At 58.3% G+C, this 20336-nt stretch carries 18 protein-coding genes; 12 read left to right on the top strand and 6 right to left on the bottom strand.

The annotated features are described in order from the left end of the window. Positions 1 to 21 precede the first annotated feature (21 nt). The 12 genes from ACQZ45_RS23660 (at position 22) to ACQZ45_RS23605 (ending at position 14187) form a co-directional block, all read left to right on the top strand. The gene (locus ACQZ45_RS23660) at positions 22 to 927 is read left to right on the top strand and encodes an ABC transporter permease (protein ID WP_233278971.1); all 906 of its coding nucleotides are present in this window, start codon (positions 22 to 24) and stop codon (positions 925 to 927) included. Further along, positions 924 to 2594: a dipeptide ABC transporter ATP-binding protein gene (locus tag ACQZ45_RS23655; RefSeq protein ID WP_045023436.1), complete on the top strand. Its 1671-nt coding sequence runs from the start codon at positions 924 to 926 to the stop codon at positions 2592 to 2594. Before ACQZ45_RS23660 ends, ACQZ45_RS23655 begins: the two co-directional genes overlap by 4 nt. 57 nt (positions 2595 to 2651) lie before the next feature. Continuing rightward, positions 2652 to 4247 (top strand): ABC transporter substrate-binding protein, encoded by a 1596-nt coding sequence (locus ACQZ45_RS23650; RefSeq protein WP_010974864.1) that lies wholly within the window; start codon positions 2652 to 2654, stop codon positions 4245 to 4247. A gap of 88 nt (positions 4248 to 4335) precedes the next feature. Continuing rightward, positions 4336 to 5550 carry an acyl-CoA dehydrogenase family protein gene (locus ACQZ45_RS23645; RefSeq protein WP_010974863.1) on the top strand — a complete coding sequence of 405 codons (1215 nt, stop codon included), beginning with the start codon at positions 4336 to 4338 and terminating at the stop codon, positions 5548 to 5550. Positions 5551 to 5629: 79 nt separating this feature from the next. Next, the gene (gene aiiB, locus ACQZ45_RS23640) at positions 5630 to 6460 is read left to right on the top strand and encodes a quorum-quenching N-acyl homoserine lactonase AiiB (RefSeq protein WP_045023430.1); all 831 of its coding nucleotides are present in this window, start codon (positions 5630 to 5632) and stop codon (positions 6458 to 6460) included. Between the two features lie 132 nt (positions 6461 to 6592). Next, positions 6593 to 7900 carry a sugar ABC transporter substrate-binding protein gene (locus tag ACQZ45_RS23635; RefSeq protein ID WP_045023428.1) on the top strand — a complete coding sequence of 436 codons (1308 nt, stop codon included), beginning with the start codon at positions 6593 to 6595 and terminating at the stop codon, positions 7898 to 7900. Positions 7901 to 7902: 2 nt separating this feature from the next. Beyond that, entirely contained in the window at positions 7903 to 9483 is a 1581-nt protein-coding gene (locus ACQZ45_RS23630) for a sugar ABC transporter ATP-binding protein (RefSeq protein WP_233278969.1), read from the top strand. A 10-nt stretch (positions 9484 to 9493) separates the two neighbouring features. Beyond that, positions 9494 to 10528: an ABC transporter permease gene (locus ACQZ45_RS23625; RefSeq protein WP_010974859.1), complete on the top strand. Its 1035-nt coding sequence runs from the start codon at positions 9494 to 9496 to the stop codon at positions 10526 to 10528. Between the two features lie 156 nt (positions 10529 to 10684). Then, the gene (locus ACQZ45_RS23620; RefSeq protein WP_010974858.1) at positions 10685 to 11254 is read left to right on the top strand and encodes a peroxidase-related enzyme; all 570 of its coding nucleotides are present in this window, start codon (positions 10685 to 10687) and stop codon (positions 11252 to 11254) included. A gap of 53 nt (positions 11255 to 11307) precedes the next feature. Further along, positions 11308 to 12513, top strand: a complete 1206-nt coding sequence (locus tag ACQZ45_RS23615) for an acyl-CoA dehydrogenase family protein (RefSeq protein ID WP_010974857.1) — start codon at positions 11308 to 11310, stop codon at positions 12511 to 12513. Between the two features lie 139 nt (positions 12514 to 12652). Beyond that, on the top strand, positions 12653 to 13276 hold the full coding sequence (locus tag ACQZ45_RS23610) for a peroxidase-related enzyme (protein WP_052816127.1): 624 nt from the start codon (positions 12653 to 12655) through the stop codon (positions 13274 to 13276). A 14-nt stretch (positions 13277 to 13290) separates the two neighbouring features. After that, entirely contained in the window at positions 13291 to 14187 is an 897-nt protein-coding gene (locus ACQZ45_RS23605; RefSeq protein ID WP_049783284.1) for a haloalkane dehalogenase, read from the top strand. A gap of 134 nt (positions 14188 to 14321) precedes the next feature. Here ACQZ45_RS23605 and ACQZ45_RS23600 read toward each other — a convergent pair whose 3' ends face one another. The 6 genes from ACQZ45_RS23600 to ACQZ45_RS23575 form a co-directional block, all read right to left on the bottom strand. Next, a complete protein-coding gene (locus tag ACQZ45_RS23600) occupies positions 14322 to 15947 on the bottom strand; it encodes a GMC family oxidoreductase (RefSeq protein WP_010974855.1) in 1626 nt (541 codons plus the stop codon). A 159-nt stretch (positions 15948 to 16106) separates the two neighbouring features. Continuing rightward, positions 16107 to 16877, bottom strand: coding sequence for an SDR family NAD(P)-dependent oxidoreductase (locus tag ACQZ45_RS23595; protein WP_012654998.1), 771 nt, complete (start codon positions 16875 to 16877; stop codon positions 16107 to 16109). Continuing rightward, positions 16874 to 17026 carry a hypothetical protein gene (locus ACQZ45_RS23590; protein WP_154965369.1) on the bottom strand — a complete coding sequence of 51 codons (153 nt, stop codon included), beginning with the start codon at positions 17024 to 17026 and terminating at the stop codon, positions 16874 to 16876. The genes ACQZ45_RS23595 and ACQZ45_RS23590 overlap by 4 nt, the downstream gene beginning before the upstream one ends. Then, entirely contained in the window at positions 17023 to 18270 is a 1248-nt protein-coding gene (locus ACQZ45_RS23585) for an LLM class flavin-dependent oxidoreductase (RefSeq protein ID WP_045231679.1), read from the bottom strand. The genes ACQZ45_RS23590 and ACQZ45_RS23585 overlap by 4 nt, the downstream gene beginning before the upstream one ends. Further along, entirely contained in the window at positions 18267 to 19148 is an 882-nt protein-coding gene (locus ACQZ45_RS23580; protein ID WP_045231680.1) for an LLM class flavin-dependent oxidoreductase, read from the bottom strand. The genes ACQZ45_RS23585 and ACQZ45_RS23580 overlap by 4 nt, the downstream gene beginning before the upstream one ends. A 203-nt stretch (positions 19149 to 19351) precedes the next feature. After that, positions 19352 to 20311 (bottom strand): aliphatic sulfonate ABC transporter substrate-binding protein, encoded by a 960-nt coding sequence (locus ACQZ45_RS23575; RefSeq protein WP_045231682.1) that lies wholly within the window; start codon positions 20309 to 20311, stop codon positions 19352 to 19354. Positions 20312 to 20336 lie beyond the last annotated feature (25 nt).

The following is a 20336-nucleotide window of genomic DNA, read 5'->3' as shown; positions in this document are numbered from 1 at the left end:
ATCGAATCCTCAACCGCACGCATGGCAGCCGGTGAAGCCCCCTGGAGCAACATCGGCAATCCTGTCATTGCGCGCTCGGTCCTGCGCGACTTTCTCTCGAACCCGGGCGCGACAGCCGGTCTCATGACACTCAGCATTATAATGCTCCTGGCGCTGTTGGCCCCGTGGCTGGCTCCGGGCGATCCGCAGTCGATTGTCGGCCCTGAGCGTCTTTGGCCCGGAGAAAATCCGGACTTTCTACTCGGCACGGATTCACTCGGTCGAAGCGTCTGGGCGGGACTGGTACATGGCGCCCGTGTCTCGCTGCTGGTGGGGATTTCCGCAACAATTCTCGGTCTGGTGTTCGGTGGACTTATTGGAGCCATCGCCGGCTATTGCGGCGGCTGGATCGACGATCTCATCGTCCGGTTCATCGAGATATTCCAGACCATTCCTAGCTTCGTCCTGCTGGTCGTTCTCGTCGCCTTCGCGACACCGACAATCGGTACGGTCATCGTCGGCATCGCACTTGTGTCCTGGGCGATGATCGCGCGTCTCACCCGCGCCGAGTTCCGCTCGATCCGGGAGAAGGATTTCGTCATGGCTGCCAGGGCGTCTGGCATTTCGGCGCCACGGATCATTCTGCAGGAAATCCTGCCCAACGCCCTGCCCTCGCTCATCGTGGTCTCATCGATCATGGTTGCCTCGGCGATCCTGATGGAATCTGCGCTGTCCTTCATGGGGCTTAGCGATCCGAATACCGTCACCTGGGGATCAATGATCGGCGCCAGCCGCGAGGTGATCCGCAGCCACTGGTACCTCACGCTCATGCCCGGTGGGTGCATCGTCCTCACCGTGCTGGCGCTCAACCTCATCGGGGATGGCCTCAACGACGCGCTCAACCCGCGGATCAGGCGCAAAGTCCGCTCGCGGAAAGCAGTGGAATGATGGCGATACCTTTGCTTGGTGTCCGCGACCTCTCAGTCCGATATCACAGCCGGAGCGGTGAAGCGGTTGCCGTCGAGAACCTTTCCTTCGACATCGCCGCCGGCGAGGCTGTCGCTCTGGTCGGCGAATCCGGTTGCGGGAAAAGCACGACTGCCCTTGCGCTGTCCAACCTCCTGCCGGACGAAGCGTCCAGCAGCGGCGAGGTGACCTTCGATGGCCTGGATCTCTTCCGCCTCCCACCCAAGGCATGGCGGCCCATTCTCGGACCCCGGATCGGCATGATCTTCCAGGAGCCGATGAGCGCTCTCAATCCGGTCTATACGGTCGGAGACCAGATCGCCGAGGTACTGCACGCCCATGAACGGCTGTCCCGGAAGGCTGCACGTTCGCGGGTTCTGGAATTACTCGATCTGGTGTCAATGCCGGAACCACACCGTCGTATCGCGTCCTATCCACACGAACTGTCCGGGGGCCAGAGACAGCGTGCCATGATCGCCCAGGCGATCGCGCTCACGCCGCTCCTGCTGATCGCAGACGAACCGACCACGGCTCTCGACTCGACGATCCAGAGCCAGATCCTCGAATTGATCGATCGTCTTCGGCGCGATCTGTCCATGGGCCTGCTTCTCATCTCCCACGATCTGACACTGGTGTCGCGCTGGACCGACCGCGTGGTCGTCATGCACAACGGCAAAAGGATGGAAGAGCTCAAGGCAGAGCATCTGTTTCAGGAGAGCCAGCATCCCTACACGAAAGGGCTGATCGGCGCATCGATCCGTCTCGGCGATGGGCGCCACGCTTCATCGGAGCGGCTGAACGAGATCCGGACCCACAGGAACAGCAACGGCACAACCAGCTTCGAGATCCGTAGCCCGCCGGTTGCAGCGGAACCGCGCACCAATGCAACGGCAGATGCGCTTCTGGAAGTCGAGGATCTCACGGTTCGCTATGACCCCGCTAGCAAGACACCGCCTGCCGTCGATCGTGTGACCTTCGAACTCCTGCGCGGCGAAACGCTCGGGCTGGTCGGAGAATCCGGTAGCGGCAAGTCTTCGCTTTCAAAGGCGCTCAGCCGTCTGATACCCGTTGCCGGCGGACAGATCCTGTTCGAAGGTCAGGACATCACCCACGCAGGTGGAGCCGACCTGCGCGCCTTCCGCGGGCGCGTGCAGATGATCTTCCAGGATCCTTATTCTTCCCTAAACCCGCGCCGGACCGTTGGAGATATTCTCGATAGCGTGCTGCATGCACACAAGTATCGCAATTCCGCCGACAGGCAATCGCGCATAAGCGAAGCTCTCGACCAGGTCCGCCTGCCACGTTCGGCGGTGGAGCGCTTTCCCCATGAATTCTCCGGTGGGCAGCGTCAACGGATCGCGATTGCCAGAGCCCTGATCGTGCGGCCCTCGCTCGTCATCTGCGACGAACCGGTATCGGCACTCGACGTGTCCGTTCAGGCGCAAATTCTCAACTTGCTTGCCGATCTCAAGGAGGAAGCCGGTCTTTCCTATCTCTTCATCTCCCACGATCTGGCTGTCGTGAAATACATCTCGGACAGGATCATGGTCATGAAGGATGGACACATCATCGAGCGCGGCAACCACCAAAATCTATGGAGCAATCCCTCCCATGAATACACGAGGAAGCTGATCGCAGCAGCTTCGTAACGGCAACGGACTCCCTAAAACAACAGAACCCGAAACTTCACGAGCCAGGAGAATTTCATGATCAAACTGTCGCGCCGGACGTTCAACGCCGCCCTCGGAATCGGCGCATTGGGTACCGCCATACCCGGTATTTCGTTCGCTCAAACTACGCCGGTGCGTGGCGGTACCGCCCGCATCGTCGCCGCCAGCGAACCCGCCATGCTCATCGAATTGTTCCAGAACACCGGCAACGCCGGCGTCGGTTCCCGTGTCATCGAAGGGTTGTTGAAGGTCAGTTTCGACCGGACCTTCAAACCACATCTTGCGGAGAGCTGGGATATCAGCGCGGATGGAAAGACCTACACTTTTCACCTGCGCCCGGGCATCAAGTGGCATGACGGTCAACCGTTCACCTCCGCGGACGTTGCATTCTCGCTGCTGACGTTGAAGGAAACCCATCCGCGCCGGCGTGTGACGTTTGCATCGCTCGAAAAGATCGACACGCCCGATCCACTGACGGTCGTCGCCCAGTTCAAGACACCGGTTCCATTCCTGTTGCCGGCCCTTTCCGGCATCGCTTCGCCCATCATCCCGAAACACCTCTACGAAGAGACGGATATTCGGGCGAACCCCTATAACGCAAAACCGATAGGCACGGGCCCCTACGTGTTCAAGGAGTGGGAACGCGGCAGCCATATCCTGCTCGAACGCAATCCCGATTACTGGATCAAGGATCTGCCCCTGCTCGATGCTGTGGTGACACGGTTTATCGTTGATGTCAGCGCCCGCGGGGCGGCTTTCGAGGCGGGAGACGTCGATGTAGGCTATCACACACCCGTGCCGCTCGACGAGATCAAGCGCCTTGGCGACGATCCGCGCTTCGGCGTCGAGACTCGCGGTTACGAGCTTGAAGGCAGTCTGAACCAGTTGTTTTTCCGTCTGGATCATCCGATTCTCAGCGATCTGCGTGTTCGCCAGGCTTTCGCTCACGCCATCAATATCGACGACTACATCCGTCTCGTCTGGAAGGGATATGCTGTGCCGTCCCCGACCGCGATTGCACCGTCGATGGCAGAATATCACGATCCAAGTATCGGCTTCTATGCCTTCGACAAGGCCAAGGCGGAAGCGCTTCTTGATGAGGCCGGCCACAAGCGTGGTGGTGATGGGAAACGGTTCGCGCTGCGCCTTACCTACAATCCTGTCTACGGGCCAACCCGTGTCGGCGCAGAATTCCTCCGATCCGCCTTCGGCGACATCGGCGTCGACGTGGCGATCCAGAGCTACGACTACGCGACCTACATCAAGAGCGTCTATACCGACGCGGCCTTCGATATCGACCTCCAGCATCTTGCCAACGGTTATGATCCGACGGACGGCATCCAGCGCGGCTACTGGTCGAAGAACATCAAGAAGGGCGTGCCGTGGTCCAATCACTCCGGCTACAGCAATGCCGAGGTCGATGAGATCTTCGAGAAAGGATCGATCGAAATCGATCCGGCGAAGCGCAAAGAATACTTCGTCAGGTTCCAACACATCCTTCACCGCGATCTGCCGGCGGTAAACCTCGTTCAGTTCCAGAACCTGACGCTCTATCGCAAGACGCTGCACAACCACACCGAGGATTCGTCCGGGCATTCGGTCGACTTCGCCGCTGCGTGGCTGGGAAGCTGAGCTTTATCCGGCAGGCGGGCTCCACAGGCGCCGCCTGCCACGTAGCGCGACAACACCGTCATTATTTCCAAATTGTAAGTGAACGCCCTTGACCCATCATCCTCATACCTGGCCGACAATCGACACACCCGCATTCCGCACACTCGTGGCAATTTTCCGGCCGGTGTTCGCCGAAATCGCCGAAGGCTCGCGCCAAAGAGATGCGACACGCACACTCCCGCGCGATGAAGTCGCAAGGCTGAAAGCGCTCAAATTCGGTGCGCTGCTTCTCCCCAAAGATAAAGGCGGTTTGGGAGCGACACCGCTGGAACTCCTTGCATTGCTCGTCGAGCTTGCAGAGGCAGACTCGAATGTCGCGCAGATCTTCCGCGCCCATTTCGGATTGCTCGGACAGCTTCTCGACGAACCATCCAACGCCTGGACGAGGCGTTGCATCGACATCATCGGATCCGGGGAGATCATCTCCGCTGCAGCGACGGAGGTTGGAAATGCCACGCTTGGCAAATTTTCGACTTCCATCATAAAAACCAATGAGGGCCATCGTCTCAACGGCCAGAAATTCTATACGACCGGCGCTCTGTTCTCGGAATGGATGACTGTCAGCGGCTTGAACAATGCTGACGAGCTGATCATAGCGCTTATAAAAACGACGGCGCCAGGAACGTCCATTGTCGATGACTGGAACGGTTTCGGACAGAGACTGACCGCCAGTGGGACCGCCGTATTCGATCAGGTCCTTCTGCACGATGACGATATTGCGCCATCGGCATCGCGGTGGCCGTTCCTGACGGCCTTCGCTCAATTGGCCCATCTGGCAACGCTTGTCGGAATCGGGCGGGGGGCGTCCACTGCCGTTGCGGACTATGTGCGGTCACGCAAACGGACATATTCCCACGCGGCTGCCAGCACCGCGAGCGACGATCCGCAGGTGCTCCAGCTCGTCGGTAAGGTGTTTGCCAATGCGCACGGGGCAAACTCGATCGTACTTTCAGCCGCCGACGCCTATCACCGCGCTGTTGCTAAAGGCTGCAGGGAAAGAACGGAGATCGGCAAACTCGAGGTGCAGATTTACCAGGCACAGGTCGTCGTCCACCAACTCATCCTCGATGCGACGACCGTCCTCTTCGACGGACTGGGAGCGTCTGCGCTCAGCAACGAGTTGGGGCTGGATCGCTATTGGCGAAACGCCCGCGCCATCTCCTCCCACAATCCGGTCATCTACAAGGAGCGTCAGATCGGTGATTTCGCGGTTAACCGCAGCCTGCCGCCGGATCTTTGGACCACCGGCATTGGAAAGGCCTAGCGGATGTTTCGCGTCGAGGCTGGTCAACCTCACCTCAGCCGGCGCTGAACCAGATCGCGTGACTTAATTAGGAGATCTTATGGGAAATAAGCTGTTCGTTCTCGACCTGGGTGAAATTCGTGTCGACGAAAACTTCATCATCGCCAACTCCACTTTTGTCACGCCGCAGAAGCCGACGGTGAGTAGTCGTCTGATCGACATTCCGGTCTCCGCCTACCTCATCCAATGCACCGATGCCACGGTCCTCTACGACACAGGATGTCACCCGGAATGCATGGGAACGAATGGCCGGTGGCCCGCGCAATCGCAACTGAACGCGCCCTATATCGGGGCGTCGGAATGCAATCTGCCGGAACGGCTGAGGCAGCTCGGCCTTTCACCGGACGATATTTCGACGGTGGTCCTGTCGCATCTTCACAATGATCACGCCGGTTGCGTCGAGTATTTCGGAAAGTCGAGGCTGATTGCACATGAAGATGAATTCGCAACCGCAGTCCGGTATTTCGCGACGGGGGATCATTCGTCGCCTTACATCGTCAAGGATATCGAGGCGTGGTTTGCGGCCCCACGAAACTGGGATCTTGTCAGTCGCGATGAGAGAGAAAGAGAACTCGCGCCTGGAGTGACCCTGCTCAACTTCGGAAGCGGCCATGCTGCCGGGATGTTGGGTATTGCCGTGGAGCTTGAGAAGCGGCCCGGGTTTCTGCTCGTTTCAGACGCTTGTTACACCGCCACAAATTATGGTCCTCCGGCCCGCCGAGCCGGCGTTCTCCACGATACGATCGGTTACGATCGGACGGTCAGCTATATCAGGAAATACGCCGAATCCCGTTCTCTCAAAGTCCTCTTCGGTCACGACCGGGAGCAGTTTGCGAGCCTGATCAAATCCACGGACGGATTTTATGAATAAGGAGCTCGCCAGGACTTCAACTGGCGGCGGCCGCGGCTGTGAAAACGCCAAGGCAACTACCCCAGTAGAACTGCCCAATTGCCTCTACCTCAAACCGCATAAGCCAATTCACCCTATGAAAGGATCCTTCAAATGACTTCATCTAAAGTAACTTCTTCACCCTTATCAAGCTCGCTTTCTCGCCGCCGTCTGCTCCAGGCAGGGGCGGGTCTTGCCGTGGCGGGAAGTGGATTTCTGCCCAGCTGGGAAGCACGCGCTCAGAGTTTTAAATCCGCTCCGCTGCATCAGCTTTTGCTGCTGAGCAATGAATGGAACACCATCATCAACGATGCGGCAAAGCGGGCCGCAGCTGTTCTCGGCCTTCCCTATAGTTCGACGACGTTCAACCTCAACGATGGCACGGCCGTTACGCAGGCGCAGTCCGCCGCTGCGGCAGGTGCAAAACTCTTCCTCATCGTCAGCGCCGACGGGAGCAGTCTGAAGCGGATTGCCCGGACAGCGCAAGAGGGCGGCGGCTATGTGGTCAATGTCGGCAACAACATTCCCTGGACATCTCCGATTGACGCCGGAACCGGCTTTGCGCAGGCAATCGTTGCGCGTGAGGACGGAAATCGCGGCGGTAATATGTATGAAGCCGTCAAATACACCATTGGCCTGGCGGTGAAGAAGTTCGGGCCGGACGCCAAATTCCTGCATATCACCGGTTCGAAGGGTTCATCCTACGACAATCTGCGCACGGCGGCCGTGAAGCGTGCGCTTGCCGAATTTCCCGGTGTAACGATCGCCGGAAGTCTGCCAGGCAATTGGAGCGCCGAGGAAGGGCAGAAAGCGACCGAGGACCTCATCGCCCGCCACGGCGTGCCCAACGGCATTATCGCCCAGAATGATGGATCGCTGACCGGGGTTCTGGCAGCGCTGCGCGGTCTCAAGATCGAGGCCGGTGAGGAAGTGCTCACGGTTGGAGCGGATGGCGCAACCGATATCTTCAGGGCAATCAAGGCCGGAAAAGTCGCGGCCACCGCGTTCCAGTCTCCGGCCTATTACGGTGTCCAGGCTGTCGCCCGGCTCTTCGATGCTCTGAACGGCTATGAGGCGTCCGCCCCGGAAAGGTTCGTGGGGTTCAATGGGCTTCTCGTCACCAAAGACAATGTTGATGGTGTTCTGGCGCGCTACGTGGACAATCCGAACCTGCCCTTCGATCCGAAGCTGCTGTCGCATGTCATCAGCGGCGACAAATGGGACCCTCAGGCGCCGCTCGCCCCGATCAGGTACGACGACTACTTCACTGCCACCGGCATCGAGAAGCCTGCAGATTACCGACCTCAGGCAGACTATGCCAAGTCTATCGAAACGGGCGAGTTCGACGCTGTCACGAAGCGCTACGAGAGCGCCTACAAACTCAAGCTGGACGACTTCAGCTTCAAGGGCATCAAGGCCTGAGAATGTCCATTCTGAGCGTCGAGAGCCTCACCCATTCCTTTGGTCCTTCGCCCGCCCTTCGCGATATAAACCTCGCGATCCGGTCGGGAGAGGTTGTCGGTATCGTTGGGGAAAATGGAGCTGGCAAGTCGACGCTTCTTAACGTGCTTTCCGGTACATTGAAACCATCCAGAGGAACCGTAGCGATCGGCGGCACGCCGGTCGCCCTGGAAAATTATTACGAGGCCAATCAGCGCGGGATCTGGCGGATCTTTCAGGATCCCGCGCTGATCGGGGCCCTGCCTGTCTATGAGAGCCTTTTCCTCGGCCATGAAAAGCGTTTCACGCGCTTTGGGGTGCTGAATAAGGCGAAGATGATTGATATTGCCCGCGACCTCGTGCGTTCCATGGGTATCGCGGTCGACGTCAAGCACCTGATGCTGAACTACGACTTCGCCACCCGGCAATCGCTGGAGGTCTGTCGGGCAATTCTGTTACCGAAAGTGCTGGGGTTGCCCTCCGGTTTCGTACTCTTCGACGAGCCGACAACCGGGCTTAGCCGTGCCGAGGTGGTCCGGCTTCTGGAAAGCATGGGCAGGCTTCGCAGGCAAGGCGCGGGCGTGGCCTTCGTTTCGCATCGCCTGCAGGAAGTTTTCGACGTCTGCGATCGGCTGATCGTCCTGAAGGATGGTGCGATCGTCGGAGAAGGGCCGATTTCTCAGTTCGATGAGGCCGGATTGCACCGGTTGATGGTCGGCCGGGCTTTCGAAAGCACGACGCCGGGCAAGAGGTCGACGCTCAATGAAGAGCCCTTTCTTGTCGTCAAGGGGCTTTCACGTTCCAGCCGACCGTCGGCAGGGCAACGCTTAACGCACCTCACCGACATTTCCTTCAACGTCGGAAAGGGCGAGATCGTCGGTATCGGCGGTCTTCTGGGATCGGGCAAGGGGCAACTTCTGCGCGTTCTGGCGGGCGTAACCTCCCATCGGGACGGCACGGTCGAGCTTGGGGGCATGCCGCTTGCAGGATCTATCGCCCAGCGGAAACAAAGGGGCATCGCATTCATTCCCGGTGATCGGTCGAACGAAGCGGTAGTCGTGACCGCGGATGTCGCATCGAACATTTCTCTGCCGAGCGGTCATGCCGGCGCTCGCGGTTTTTCCAACGCATTCGGCATCTGGCGTTCTGCTCGTGAGCAAAATGTCGCCAGACAGATGATCGTGTCCCTGCGGATCAAGGCCGTTTCAGGTCAACCCCTGCGTACACTGAGCGGTGGCAATCAGCAGAAGGTATCATTGGCGCGCTGGATCCATCGCGAGCCGGTGCTGCTTCTGATAGAGAATCCAACCGCTGGCGTGGATGTGGGAGCCAAGCGTGAAATCTACGCGCTTTTGCGAGATCTTACCGCTCATGGCACCTCGATCCTTTACGTTACAGATGATCTCCCGGAGCTGATCTCGCTCAGCGACCGGATACTGATCATGCGAGATGGTCGGATCGTCAGCGATATCGACAACCGCCAAACGCTCACGACCGAGCACGCCCTTGTCGCCGATATGATTGGTCCCGCCTCGAACGAGAAGACGCCGATTGTTGCGCCTTGAAGAGATTCCTATGATCCCGAAGCAGATTAGTGAAATTGAAGTTCCGCAGGCAACCGGCAAAATAGAAACCTGGAAGGCGCGTGTTGCAACGGCCATCGTTTCGCGCGAACACCGGGCGACCTGGCTGCCAGCATCGGCGCTTCTCATTCTTATTGGCTACTTCGCTTTCCAGCAGCCCGCATTCTTGTCGCCGCTCAACCTGACGGTCATGGGAGCCCAGGCCGGGCCACTGCTCTTGATCTCGCTCGGCGCGACCTTCATCGTGCTAATGGGCAGCATCGACCTCTCCGTTGCTGCTGTCGCAGCGCTCGCCTCCGCGATCAGCGCCGTTCTCCTGCAGAAATTTGGCACGGGTTACACAACGGCCCTCCTCGCCGTGCTCGGTTTCGGCATCGCTGCCGGCCTGCTCAATTCCGTTCTTTCGACAGTCCTGCGGCTGCCGTCGTTCATTGCAACTCTTGCGTCCAGTTCCATCTTTACGGGCATCATGCTGCACGTGCTTGATGGCACTGCCCTGTTCGTCAACGACGACGACTTTTCGATGCTCGCCAACGGGCAGATAATCCCGCGGGTGCCCAACGTCCTTCTCCTTTCGCTGCTGCTTTGGCTCGTGCTGAGCCTGACAACGTCCCATACCCGGTTCGGCCGGTACATCGTCGCGATAGGGGCTGGCGAGCGTGTCGCGAAACTGAGCGGCATCGCTATCAACCGCTACAAGACCTATGCGTTTGTGCTTTCAAGCACACTCGCTGCGATCGGTGGGTTCTTTCTGTTGTCGCGTTTGGGTTCCGCTACCCCCTCAATCGGGGACGGGTATCTTCTCGACACAGTCGCTGCAATCGTCGTTGGCGGCACGGCACTTACAGGCGGGGTCGGCGGCGCACAGCGCACCCTGCTCGGGGTCGCGCTTATCACTATCCTGAGCAACGGCCTGAACGTTTCTGGCGTCAGCACGTTCACCCAGGAAATCGTCAAGGGCGTTGTTATTGTGATTGCCGTGCTCACGACGATCGACCGCGTCAGCCTTCAAGACATCGTGAAATGACGACACAGTGCCCCAAGCAACGGCGATGAGAAAGTTTTTCTCCCCACGCGTGCGAAATTAGATTCGTCTAGTTCGTCTATATTTTTAATAGACAATATTAATAGAGAACTGACTTCCGTTTATTCAGTCGCCCCCTCAATATCGACGGAGAATGGCATGACAACGATCGACGGGCTGGCTCGGAGCCAGCGGATTTCCCGTTTGCGCATTCCGGACGAATCCGAACTGCCTGAAGATATTCAGGCTTTAGTTGATCGTCACCACCATGAGAACTGGGTTCGGGCGCTTTCGCTCAATCCTGACACAGCTCGCCGCTTCACCGGTCATTTCGAGCATCTGTTCGCGGCGACGGGCAGGCGGTTGCCGCTACAGGATCGCGAGTTAATCGCCGTGGTTGTCTCAGCGACGAACGGATGTGGCGTTTGCGAGATTCATCACACGCGCGCCTTTGGCGACCTGCTCAATGATCCGGGTTTTGCTCGTCGGGTCGCGCTCGACTACCATCTCGCCGACTTGTCAAAGCGACAGCGGGCTTTAGCTGATTTGGCGGTCAAGGTGACTCTAAGCCCCAAAACTATCTCGCAAGCCGACTTCGAGAAGCTCAGGGATCTTGAGCTTTCCGATGAAGAATTATTGGAGGCTGTTGAAACAGCTTCCTGGTTCAATCACACCAACAGGGTCACTATATCTTTGGGGATCCTTCCGGATGATAAATTCTTCTCATAATAACCGATTTTCCAATAGTCCGTTTAAGACTCAAGGAGGACTAAAGGATCAGTATGGGCACTTATTCCCTTGATACAAAATTGGAGGCAGGCCAACATCTCCTTGATGAAGTCTTGCTTCACACTTTTCAAAGTCGCGCTGCGGATTATGACCGGGAAAACCGCTTCTTTTTTGAGGATCTCGCCGATCTCAAAGCAGTCGGGTACCTACAGGCAGCACTGCCGGTGGAATTCGGGGGCCGGGGGCTGACCCTGTCACAGGTACTGGCCGAACAGGCGCGGCTTTCTTATCATGCACCCGCCACGGCACTGGCAATCAACATGCACCTCTATTGGATCGGTACTGCTGCTTATCTCTGGCGCCGTGGCGATCACTCAACCGACTGGATCCTCGAAGAGGCGGCAGCGGGTCGGATCTTTGCAGCCGGCCATGGCGAGCCAGGCAACGATCTTGGCCTCGCAGGCTCCAACGTGGTGGCCGAACCACTCGCCGACGGTGGCTACCGCTTTCACGGACGGAAGATTTTTACCTCTCTTTCACCCGTCTGGGACTGGCTCGGAATCCATGCACTCGATGCAAGCGATCCAGCCACACCAAAAATTGTCCATGCTTTTATTCGCCGGCAGGATCCCGGGCACCACACACGAGAAACCTGGGATTCGCATGGCGTGCGCGCGACGCGGAGTGATGATACAATCCTGGAGGGAGTGATCGCGGCAAAACCTTATGTAACGCGCGTGCTTCCAGCCGGCCCGCCGAACGATCCTTTTGTTGACGGCATCATTGCTTCGGCTGTTCTTCCGATCGGTGCTGTGTACTACGGCATTGCCAATCGCGCGTTCGACATCGCGGTGGAAACGGCTAAATCCCGCGTTTCTCCGGCACTCTCCGGTCGGACCTATGCCCATCATCCGCAAACACAGGTCGAAATCGCCAAGGCTTCTATAGAACTCGATAGTATTTGGGCTTTTCTCAGCCGCGTAGCGGCGGAATGGACCGAGGGCGTGGATCACGGGCTACTCTGGCCAACCAAATTGCTTGGCGCCAAACAGCACGCTGTCGATGGGGCACTCCGGATCGTTGATCGCGCCAGCAAGGTTGCCGGCGCTAGCTCGTTGCTCCGTCGAAACGAACTGGAGCGGCTGACGCGCGACGTCCGTTCCGGCCCCTTCCATCCGCCGAACAGCGACGCGACCCACGACCTCATTGGCCAGATCCATCTCGGCGTCTTTCCTCCGGCAGCGCAAGCCGCCGAATGACATGGCGATCTTTGCAAGATTCGTTGGCGTGGCGGACTCATTGCTACTCGACGCATCGTGGCGATCGGGGACGTAGTCGCCGCAAAGGGATTTTAACAGCGATCTCGACTTCAACCCCACAATCGGGAGACTTTCCATTATGAGCCAGGCAACAGCGCCCCATTCCGTCACTTCATCTCCCGTATCGACCGGGCAGTTGGAAGAGCCCATTTCGCGTCTTCGCGTTCCGACAGAGGACGAACTGCCCCAGAAATTGCGCGACATCCATATGAGGATTCGAAAGAAGTTCGGTTTTGTCCCGAATTTCCTGACGGCGCTGTCTGCCAATCCGGGTACCGCTCTGCGTATTATGGCCTTCTATGAGCACCTGTTCGACCAGAGCAACAGCCATCTCAGCGCATCCGAGCGTGAGTTGATCGCAGTCGTGACGTCTGTAGCGACAGGCTGCAGCTATTGCGTGTTCAACCACCGCCCGGCGTTGGCAGCCGCCCTTGGAGATCGTGTGTTGGCGGACCGGATTGCTCGAAACCATAATGATGTGACGTTGGCACCACGCGAGCGAGCGCTGGCCGATTTGGCGCAGAAGCTGGCCACTACGCCCCATAGTGTGGGCAGTGACGACTTCGCCCGGCTCCGAGCAATTGGCTTCAGCGAACCCGCGATTCTGGAGGTGCTGGAAGTCTCTGCTTTCTTCTCCTACGGCAATCGTTTGACCATAGCATTGAACGTGCTTCCCGACCCTCAGTTCTTCGTTTCGGCTTGAAGGAACACCGTCACATGACTGAGAAATCACCACATTCCGCCTTTGGTGACGGCGCGAAAGCGTATGATGTGCCGGCATTCGGCCTGCAAATCCACACGGTTGAACATGGTTCAGGTGCGCCAATCGTCTTTCTCCACGGCAATCCCACGAGTTCCTATCTGTGGCGCCACATATTCCGCCGTCTCCATGGACACGGTCGGCTATTGGCCGTCGATCTGATCGGGTACGGCCAATCTAGCAAGCCTGATATCGAATACACATTGGAGAATCAGCAGCGTTACGTTGACGCTTGGTTCGACGCCCTCGACCTAAGGAATGTGACGCTGGTTCTGCAGGATTATGGCGCAGCGTTTGGACTAAACTGGGCCAGCCGGAATCCAGACCGCGTCCGAGCCGTGGCCTTTTTCGAGCCAGTGTTACGGAACATTGATTCGGTGGATCTGTCACCGGAATTCGTCACCCGCCGGGCGAAGCTGCGCCAACCGGGCGAAGGTGAAATCTTCGTTCAGCAGGAAAACCGCTTCCTGACTGAGCTTTTCCCCTGGTTTTTCCTTACCCCTTTGGCGCCGGAGGACCTAAGGCAATACCAAACGCCGTTTCCGACGCCGCACTCGCGCAAGGCGATACTCGCAGGACCACGCAATCTTCCTGTGGATGGCGAGCCAGCAAGCACTGTGGCATTCCTGGAACAGGCGGTAAACTGGCTCAATACGAGCGATACTCCCAAGCTACTGCTGACATTCAAACCTGGTTTTCTACTCACCGATGCCATATTGAAGTGGAGTCAGGTTACCATCCGTAATTTGGAAATAGAAGCAGCAGGCGCTGGGATCCATTTCGTACAAGAAGAGCAACCCGAGACGATCGCACGCCTCCTGGATGCATGGCTAACACGCATTGCAGGAAATTAGGCAGAACGTTACCAATCATCCCTAATCAAACAGAAAAGTCATTGCGAACCAGGTCCAGGTCTCGGATCAAAATATTCTCCTTCTGAATTTGGGCGGCACCCACAGACGCTGAACCTGTCAATGTCGAACGACTATCACGACAAACTATCCTCCAGGATCATTGCCGCCCCCTTCTCCCCAATCATGACGGTGGGTCCGTGCGTGTTGGAGGATGGCATTGTCGGCATGACGGACGCATCAACGACTCTCAGTCCGTCAACACCGATCACTCTCAGTCTCGGATCGACGACGCTTGCGGAATCCGTACCCATCTTGCACGTTCCGATGGGATGGTAGGACGTCAGACCGGTTGTTTTTGCCCATTCCAGGATGTCCTGATCGCTCTGCAGACCCGCGAGGTCGTTGTCCCGTGAGACCATAAGATCATCAAAGACCGAATCCGAGGCAATTCTGTTGATGAATCGAAAGGCACCGAGCATCGAGCGGAGATCCTCCTCGTGTGAAAGGTAGTTCGCAACGATCGCCGGCGGCTCCGCGGCGGCGCCCGACCGGATGTGGCTGGAACCCGTCGAATTCGGCCTCAGGACGAACGTCGAGATGCTGAAGCCGGGAAACTCATCCAGACGTCCGCTGATATTTCCGGTATTGTGGGGTGCACTGAAATGCAGCATCTGGATTTTCACGTCCGCCCGTTCGAGGTCCGACCGGGTTCTCACAAATGCATGGGCTGTCGCCCCTATGGTAGATAGGGGACCGCCGCCTCGCGCAAGCCAGCAAAGCATGGCGCGTACCTTCCAGACGTAGCTGTGTTGGACATCATTCAGGGTGCCGCGGAAACGGGTACGAAATCCGACGCGCACATTAAGGTGATCGCGCAGATTTTCTCCGACGCCCGGGAGGTGCACCAGTGGCACGATACCTGCCCGGCCAAGCACCTCACCGTCCCCTATACCCGAAAGCTCAAGCAGCTTCGGGGATTGGACGGTGCCGCAGGATAGAACGACCTCCCGCCGTGCGATGGCACATCTCAGGCCATCAGCCGCGCGATACTCCACCCCGATCGCTCTCTTCCCTTCGAAGAGGATGCGGTTTGCAACAGCGCCTTCGCGAATGGTCAGGTTAGCACACCTGCTGGCGGGCGAGAGATAGGCACGGTCTGTGCCATGACGCAATCCCCGGCGCTGGTTGAACTGGAGATAGCCTGCGCCTTCCGAAATACCCGCATTGTAATCATCCTGCTGTGATACCTGCATGTTACCGCAAGCCTTCAGGAAGGCATCAGAGAGAGGATCTGCTGGACGGTGCCTGGTAACCGTCACAGCCCCGCGCTGCCCTCTGCTCGCCGGATCACCGGGAATGTATGTTTCGCTGCGCTTGAAGAAATCCAGCAGATCGCCATAAGACCAGCCGGTACAGCCTGAGGCAGCCCAGAGGTCATACTCCACCGGGTCTCCCCGTACCCAGAGCATGCCATTGATGAGAGAGGAACCCCCAAGTCCCCTGCCGCGCGGCCAGACAAGTTCCCTGCCATTGAGGCCGGGTTCAGGCAATGTCGTGAAGTTCCAGACTGCATCCTCTTTCGCAAGCGCGAACGGAGTCAATATCGGCAGCCGGAACCGGATGCCGGACTGCTGTCGACCAGCTTCCAGGAGCAGAACCCGCAAGTCCGCACGCTCAGCCAATCTTGCAGCGACGGCAGCGCCAGCGGATCCTCCTCCGACGACGATGAAATCGAATTCATCAGCTTCTACTTGCTTCAAGATTTTCTTCCCACGTGTTGAGAATGAAACTTTACCGGCGTTCCTGTTGAACCGTTTCGCCTCGAACGAGCCAGCGCTGCGTGGATTGAGACCACTTCATCAGTTCCTGTTTTCCTTTGGTCCGGTCTCTGCTTTTCCAGAAAAACGTGTTTCGCTCGATTAACCGGCAAGGAACCCCCCGTCGCAGGGGATGATTGCACCAGTGACATAATCGGAGGCGTCGCTGGCCAGGAAGATCGCCAGGCCCGCCACATCGGCGGGCGATCCCCATCTTCTGGCAGGGATGCGCTCGATGAAGCGGGTGACCACTTCAGGATCGTGGCGCAGCTTTTCAGTCAGGGCGGTGACCATAGCGCCGGGCGCTATGGCATTGACCCTTAGTCCTGAAGGTGCCCATTCATTCGACAAGGTCTGAGTGAGCAAGGCGATCCCTCCCTTGCTGGCTGCATAGGCAGCCGCATTGTGGCCTCCCCTCAGACTGCGGATGGAGCCAATGTTTATTATTCGTCCGCGGCCTCGGGGAAGCATCAGCCTGGCTGCATGCCTGCTCAGCGCGAAGGCCGCAGTCAGATTGACCTCGATGATCCTGTCCCACATCTCAAGCTCCATATCGAGCGACGGCGTGTCGTCCCAGATGCCTGCGTTGTTGACAAGGACATCGATCTGGCCCCCCAGTCGCTCCACAGCTTCATCGAATCCGCGCTTCAGGTCGCTACGGTCGCTAAGATCGGCCGTGACAATCTGCCGGTTATCGGCCGGGAGGTCAGAGCTTTCCCATCCACGGTCGATGCAGACGACATCAGCTCCCACTTCTAAGAAGCCGTCAGCGATAGCGCGCCCGATCCCCCGAGCGCCGCCCGTGATGACGGCCCTCCGACCGGAAAGGTCAAACAGCGTCGAGATGTTGGGGATTTGCGAAGGATATGTCATGACAGGCCCACCATCATGGGATGCGAACGCGAGCCCTGCACGCCGCTTGCAAGTCCGTAATCGACTGACAGGTCTTTAAAGACGTGCGTATCCCGAACATGCTCGGAATTGTGCCGCCGCTGTCCGGTGGAACCCTGTTCGATATTCATGTCTGGAATGCCCATGACGGCGCGGGCGGGCTGATGGGCAGCCCAAGGTTCTCGCGAAGCGTATGTCCACGATAATCGCGATCCACGAGGCCTCGACGACGCAGGATCGGGATGACCTCGTCCACAAACAACTCGAATTCCGCAGGCAATTCATGGGGCATCACCATAAATCCGTCCGTCGCCCCTCCCACAAACCAGGTTTCTGCCGCATCAGCGATTTGTTCCGGCGTGCCGATAACAAGATGATGGCCGCGGCTTCCGGCCAAGGCGCTGGCCAGTTGCCGGATGGTTAGTGGCGATGTGCTGTCAACCAGGGATGAAATGACCGAAAAGCGGCTCTTGATGCCCTCATACAGATCGATGTTCCCGAGTGTCCGCGGCAGGGGCTCGTCGAAATCGAACGCGGTCAGGTCGATACCGAAACTCTGTAACCAGCCATGTGAGGCGTGGGGCAGGATCAAGTCGTCAAGCGCCTTCTTCTTGCTGCGGGCCTCTGCCTCGGTGGAGCCGATGACAAAGCTGAGGCCCAGGATAAGACGCACATCATCGGGGTTTCGGCCATGCGTCACGGCGCGGCGCCTAAGGTCATTTCTGAAGTCCCTGCCAGCTTCGAAATTCCATTGGGCGCTAAACACCAGTTCGGCGAAACGGGCCGCGAAATCTCGCCCCGTGGCGGAAGACCCGGCCTGCACCAGAACCGGGCGGCCCTGGACCGGACGGGCAATCGGTGCAACATCGTCGGGGACCGGTGCGCCGTCCCAGTATGCGAGCACCTGTTCTGTGTTGCGCGCGCCCAATTCATAGCGCTCGGCATGGGGGATCGGCTTATCGAGGCCGTAGTTGGCACCGGCCGCCGGCTCGCCCGAGGTCACGATGTTCCAGGCAGCGCGGCCTCCAGTGGCATGGTCGAAGGTCGAAAAGACCCGGGCGACCTCAACCGGATCGGAGAAGATCGCCGAGCCCGTGGCGATGAAACCGAGATTCTCGGTTGCTTGAGCGACCGCAGACAAGAGCGTGACGGGTTCGACTTCCCAACGCGGGCTGTACATGACCGCAGGATTGAAGATGAAAAAGTCGGCCATGAACACGGCGTCGAATCGTCCACGTTCGGCAGTCCGGGCGAGTTGCTGGAAGTAATCGAGACTGTGAATCCGCTCGGGCTGTGCGCGTTCCGTCCGCCAGGCTGCCTCGTGGTGGCCGCACAGCAGGGGATTGACCAGAAGAGCGAGAGGACGGCTGGTCATGCGGAAACTCCATTTCTTCTAAGGGCAAACAGGCTTTCCGGACGGGATAACCCAAGCGTGTCACGCAAATTGCTTCCGCGCGGCTTTGACCATAACCCAATATCTCTCGCCGCCCGCGCGACGGCATCGATCCGTGGCGCTACACGGACAGTCGCTCCATCAACGTCCCCATCGTTGAGCAGTGCATGCATCGACGCGAGATCGCCAGTGTCTGCAACGATACTTAGGAGGGTGGTATTTCCCTCGGCACGAGGTGCGAGGGGCTTGTTCGTGCTCTGACCGGGGACCGGAACGATTTCAATGATGTCCGCCGTGGGCCATGCGCCTTCGGCAAGATCGGCAGCGAGGACCTCTCGAACCAGGACCGGTCGACCTTGAGGGGCGCGTGGTATATCGAGCGGGCCAGCTACCCTATAATATTCCCCGATGTGATCGAGCCGATGAACCTTGCTGATGTCGACATAAATTCCACTCTCCTTGTCGTAAACGGCGGCATCGTCATCCCAGCTATCCAGGAGGTGGCTGACGGCATGCACGAACTCCGCGATCCGGGCTTCGTCAGGCTCATCGGCAGTCGAATATGGCTTCCAGCCTGCCCGTCCACTCGAGAGGTGATCAAGAGACGCCAGACGGCGTGCAAAATCATAAGGCAGAGCCGTATCGACGTTCACCGCCGCAACCAGCCCGATCTGCTCGGTCCTGGCCGCCAGCGCGGCCAGGATTGTTGTTGGATCCAGGATGGTTTCCCTGCCCCCGATAGTCAGTGTCGTGAACCCAGCCTTTTCAGCCGTTCGGGCGACCGTAACAAGATCTGCCGTAGTGATTGGGTCTGATATCATCAGCCCAAGACCGAATACTTGGCGAACGCCCATCAACATACCCTTCTCATTTCGCTGAACGCGTGTTCGTATTGCTGACCAGACCCAAGTCGCGTGAACGTGCGTTTTTGGTCGAAAAATCAAGATCGCAATAGTTCCGGGTCTGATCCTCCGGATGCCGCCAAAGCCTCGGAACGAGGTGACCGGTGGTATTCATAAGAAACGCATTTGACCTGATTTTCTCGGGCATCCTCTGCCTCGCGTTAGAAATTGAAAAAGGCCTGATCCGCGAAGTTGGATACTTCGAAGGTTTGCCTGATGAAGTGGTTGTCCAGGAGGAACTTCACGGAATCCGCCAGCTCTGCCTGATCCGCCTCGGTTACGGTCGGTTTCCACTCGAAACGGGAGAAGGCGAGCTCAGTCTGCTTTGGCGTCAGGCCCACTACCGGCGCGAGGACCTGGGCTGAACCGGCCGGATCAGAGCGCAATGCCTCGGCCCCGCGCTTTACCGCCTGCAAATATGCCTTCAGCACATCCGGATGCTTGGCGGCGAAGCTGCCTAAGGCGACTATCGGGTTGAGGTTACTCTTCAGGCCGGCGCCGTCTCGCAGGGTACGCGAGACACCCTCGCTGTCCAATTTGGTAAGTAGCGGTTCCCACACCAGGACGGCATCGACGTCGCCCTTGGTAAGGGCGATGCCCATGTCCTGCAGGCCAAGATTGAGAAACTCCACGTCGGAAATCTTCAGGCCGGCCTCGGCCAGCACCAGCACCAGCAGCTCATGTACATTGCCGCCGCGCAGGGTGGCGACCTTCTTGCCCTTCAAGTCTTTCACTGTCTTCACCGAACTGTCCTTGAGCACTACCAGCGCCTCAGCCTTGGCCCCCTTGCAGGCGAGGCCTACAAAGCGAGTATCGATGCCATTGGCGAAGGCGATGAGGGAGGGCGTGTCGCCCAGCGCGGCAATGTCGAGAGCGCCCGAGGCGAAGGCCTCGTTCACCGGCGGACCGCCCGCGAACTGGTGCCACTTTACCTCCACGTCCTTCAAGCCGGCCTTGGTAAACTCCTCATCTACCCAACCTTTTTGTTTGGCCAGCAGGATGGCGGAATAAGGCACGAACGGCATGAATCCAATGTTTACGGTCTCCGCTGCAGCGGAACCGGACCAGAGAAGTGCGGCGGCGACCAAGGCAGTGGCAGTTTTGGCAATGTTTTTTAGCATCTTGGACGACTTTCTTTCAAAATGA

Source organism: Agrobacterium sp. 16-2014-1-2a (assembly GCF_053522705.1).
This window is presented reverse-complemented; position numbering and strand designations above follow the sequence as displayed.

Bases quoted from the DNA above. Each gene is read 5' to 3' on its own strand.
- ACQZ45_RS23660 (WP_233278971.1), top strand. From the start codon at position 22: ATGGCAGCCGGTGAAGCCCCCTGGAGCAACATCGGCAATCCTGTCATT.
- ACQZ45_RS23655 (WP_045023436.1), top strand. From the start codon at position 924: ATGATGGCGATACCTTTGCTTGGTGTCCGCGACCTCTCAGTCCGATAT.
- ACQZ45_RS23650 (WP_010974864.1), top strand. From the start codon at position 2,652: ATGATCAAACTGTCGCGCCGGACGTTCAACGCCGCCCTCGGAATCGGC.
- aiiB (WP_045023430.1), top strand. From the start codon at position 5,630: ATGGGAAATAAGCTGTTCGTTCTCGACCTGGGTGAAATTCGTGTCGAC.
- ACQZ45_RS23635 (WP_045023428.1), top strand. From the start codon at position 6,593: ATGACTTCATCTAAAGTAACTTCTTCACCCTTATCAAGCTCGCTTTCT.
- ACQZ45_RS23630 (WP_233278969.1), top strand. From the start codon at position 7,903: ATGTCCATTCTGAGCGTCGAGAGCCTCACCCATTCCTTTGGTCCTTCG.
- ACQZ45_RS23625 (WP_010974859.1), top strand. From the start codon at position 9,494: ATGATCCCGAAGCAGATTAGTGAAATTGAAGTTCCGCAGGCAACCGGC.
- ACQZ45_RS23620 (WP_010974858.1), top strand. From the start codon at position 10,685: ATGACAACGATCGACGGGCTGGCTCGGAGCCAGCGGATTTCCCGTTTG.
- ACQZ45_RS23615 (WP_010974857.1), top strand. From the start codon at position 11,308: ATGGGCACTTATTCCCTTGATACAAAATTGGAGGCAGGCCAACATCTC.
- ACQZ45_RS23610 (WP_052816127.1), top strand. From the start codon at position 12,653: ATGAGCCAGGCAACAGCGCCCCATTCCGTCACTTCATCTCCCGTATCG.
- ACQZ45_RS23605 (WP_049783284.1), top strand. From the start codon at position 13,291: ATGACTGAGAAATCACCACATTCCGCCTTTGGTGACGGCGCGAAAGCG.
- ACQZ45_RS23595 (WP_012654998.1), bottom strand. From the start codon at position 16,877: ATGACATATCCTTCGCAAATCCCCAACATCTCGACGCTGTTTGACCTT.
- ACQZ45_RS23590 (WP_154965369.1), bottom strand. From the start codon at position 17,026: ATGAATATCGAACAGGGTTCCACCGGACAGCGGCGGCACAATTCCGAG.
- ACQZ45_RS23585 (WP_045231679.1), bottom strand. From the start codon at position 18,270: ATGACCAGCCGTCCTCTCGCTCTTCTGGTCAATCCCCTGCTGTGCGGC.
- ACQZ45_RS23580 (WP_045231680.1), bottom strand. From the start codon at position 19,148: ATGTTGATGGGCGTTCGCCAAGTATTCGGTCTTGGGCTGATGATATCA.
- ACQZ45_RS23575 (WP_045231682.1), bottom strand. From the start codon at position 20,311: ATGCTAAAAAACATTGCCAAAACTGCCACTGCCTTGGTCGCCGCCGCA.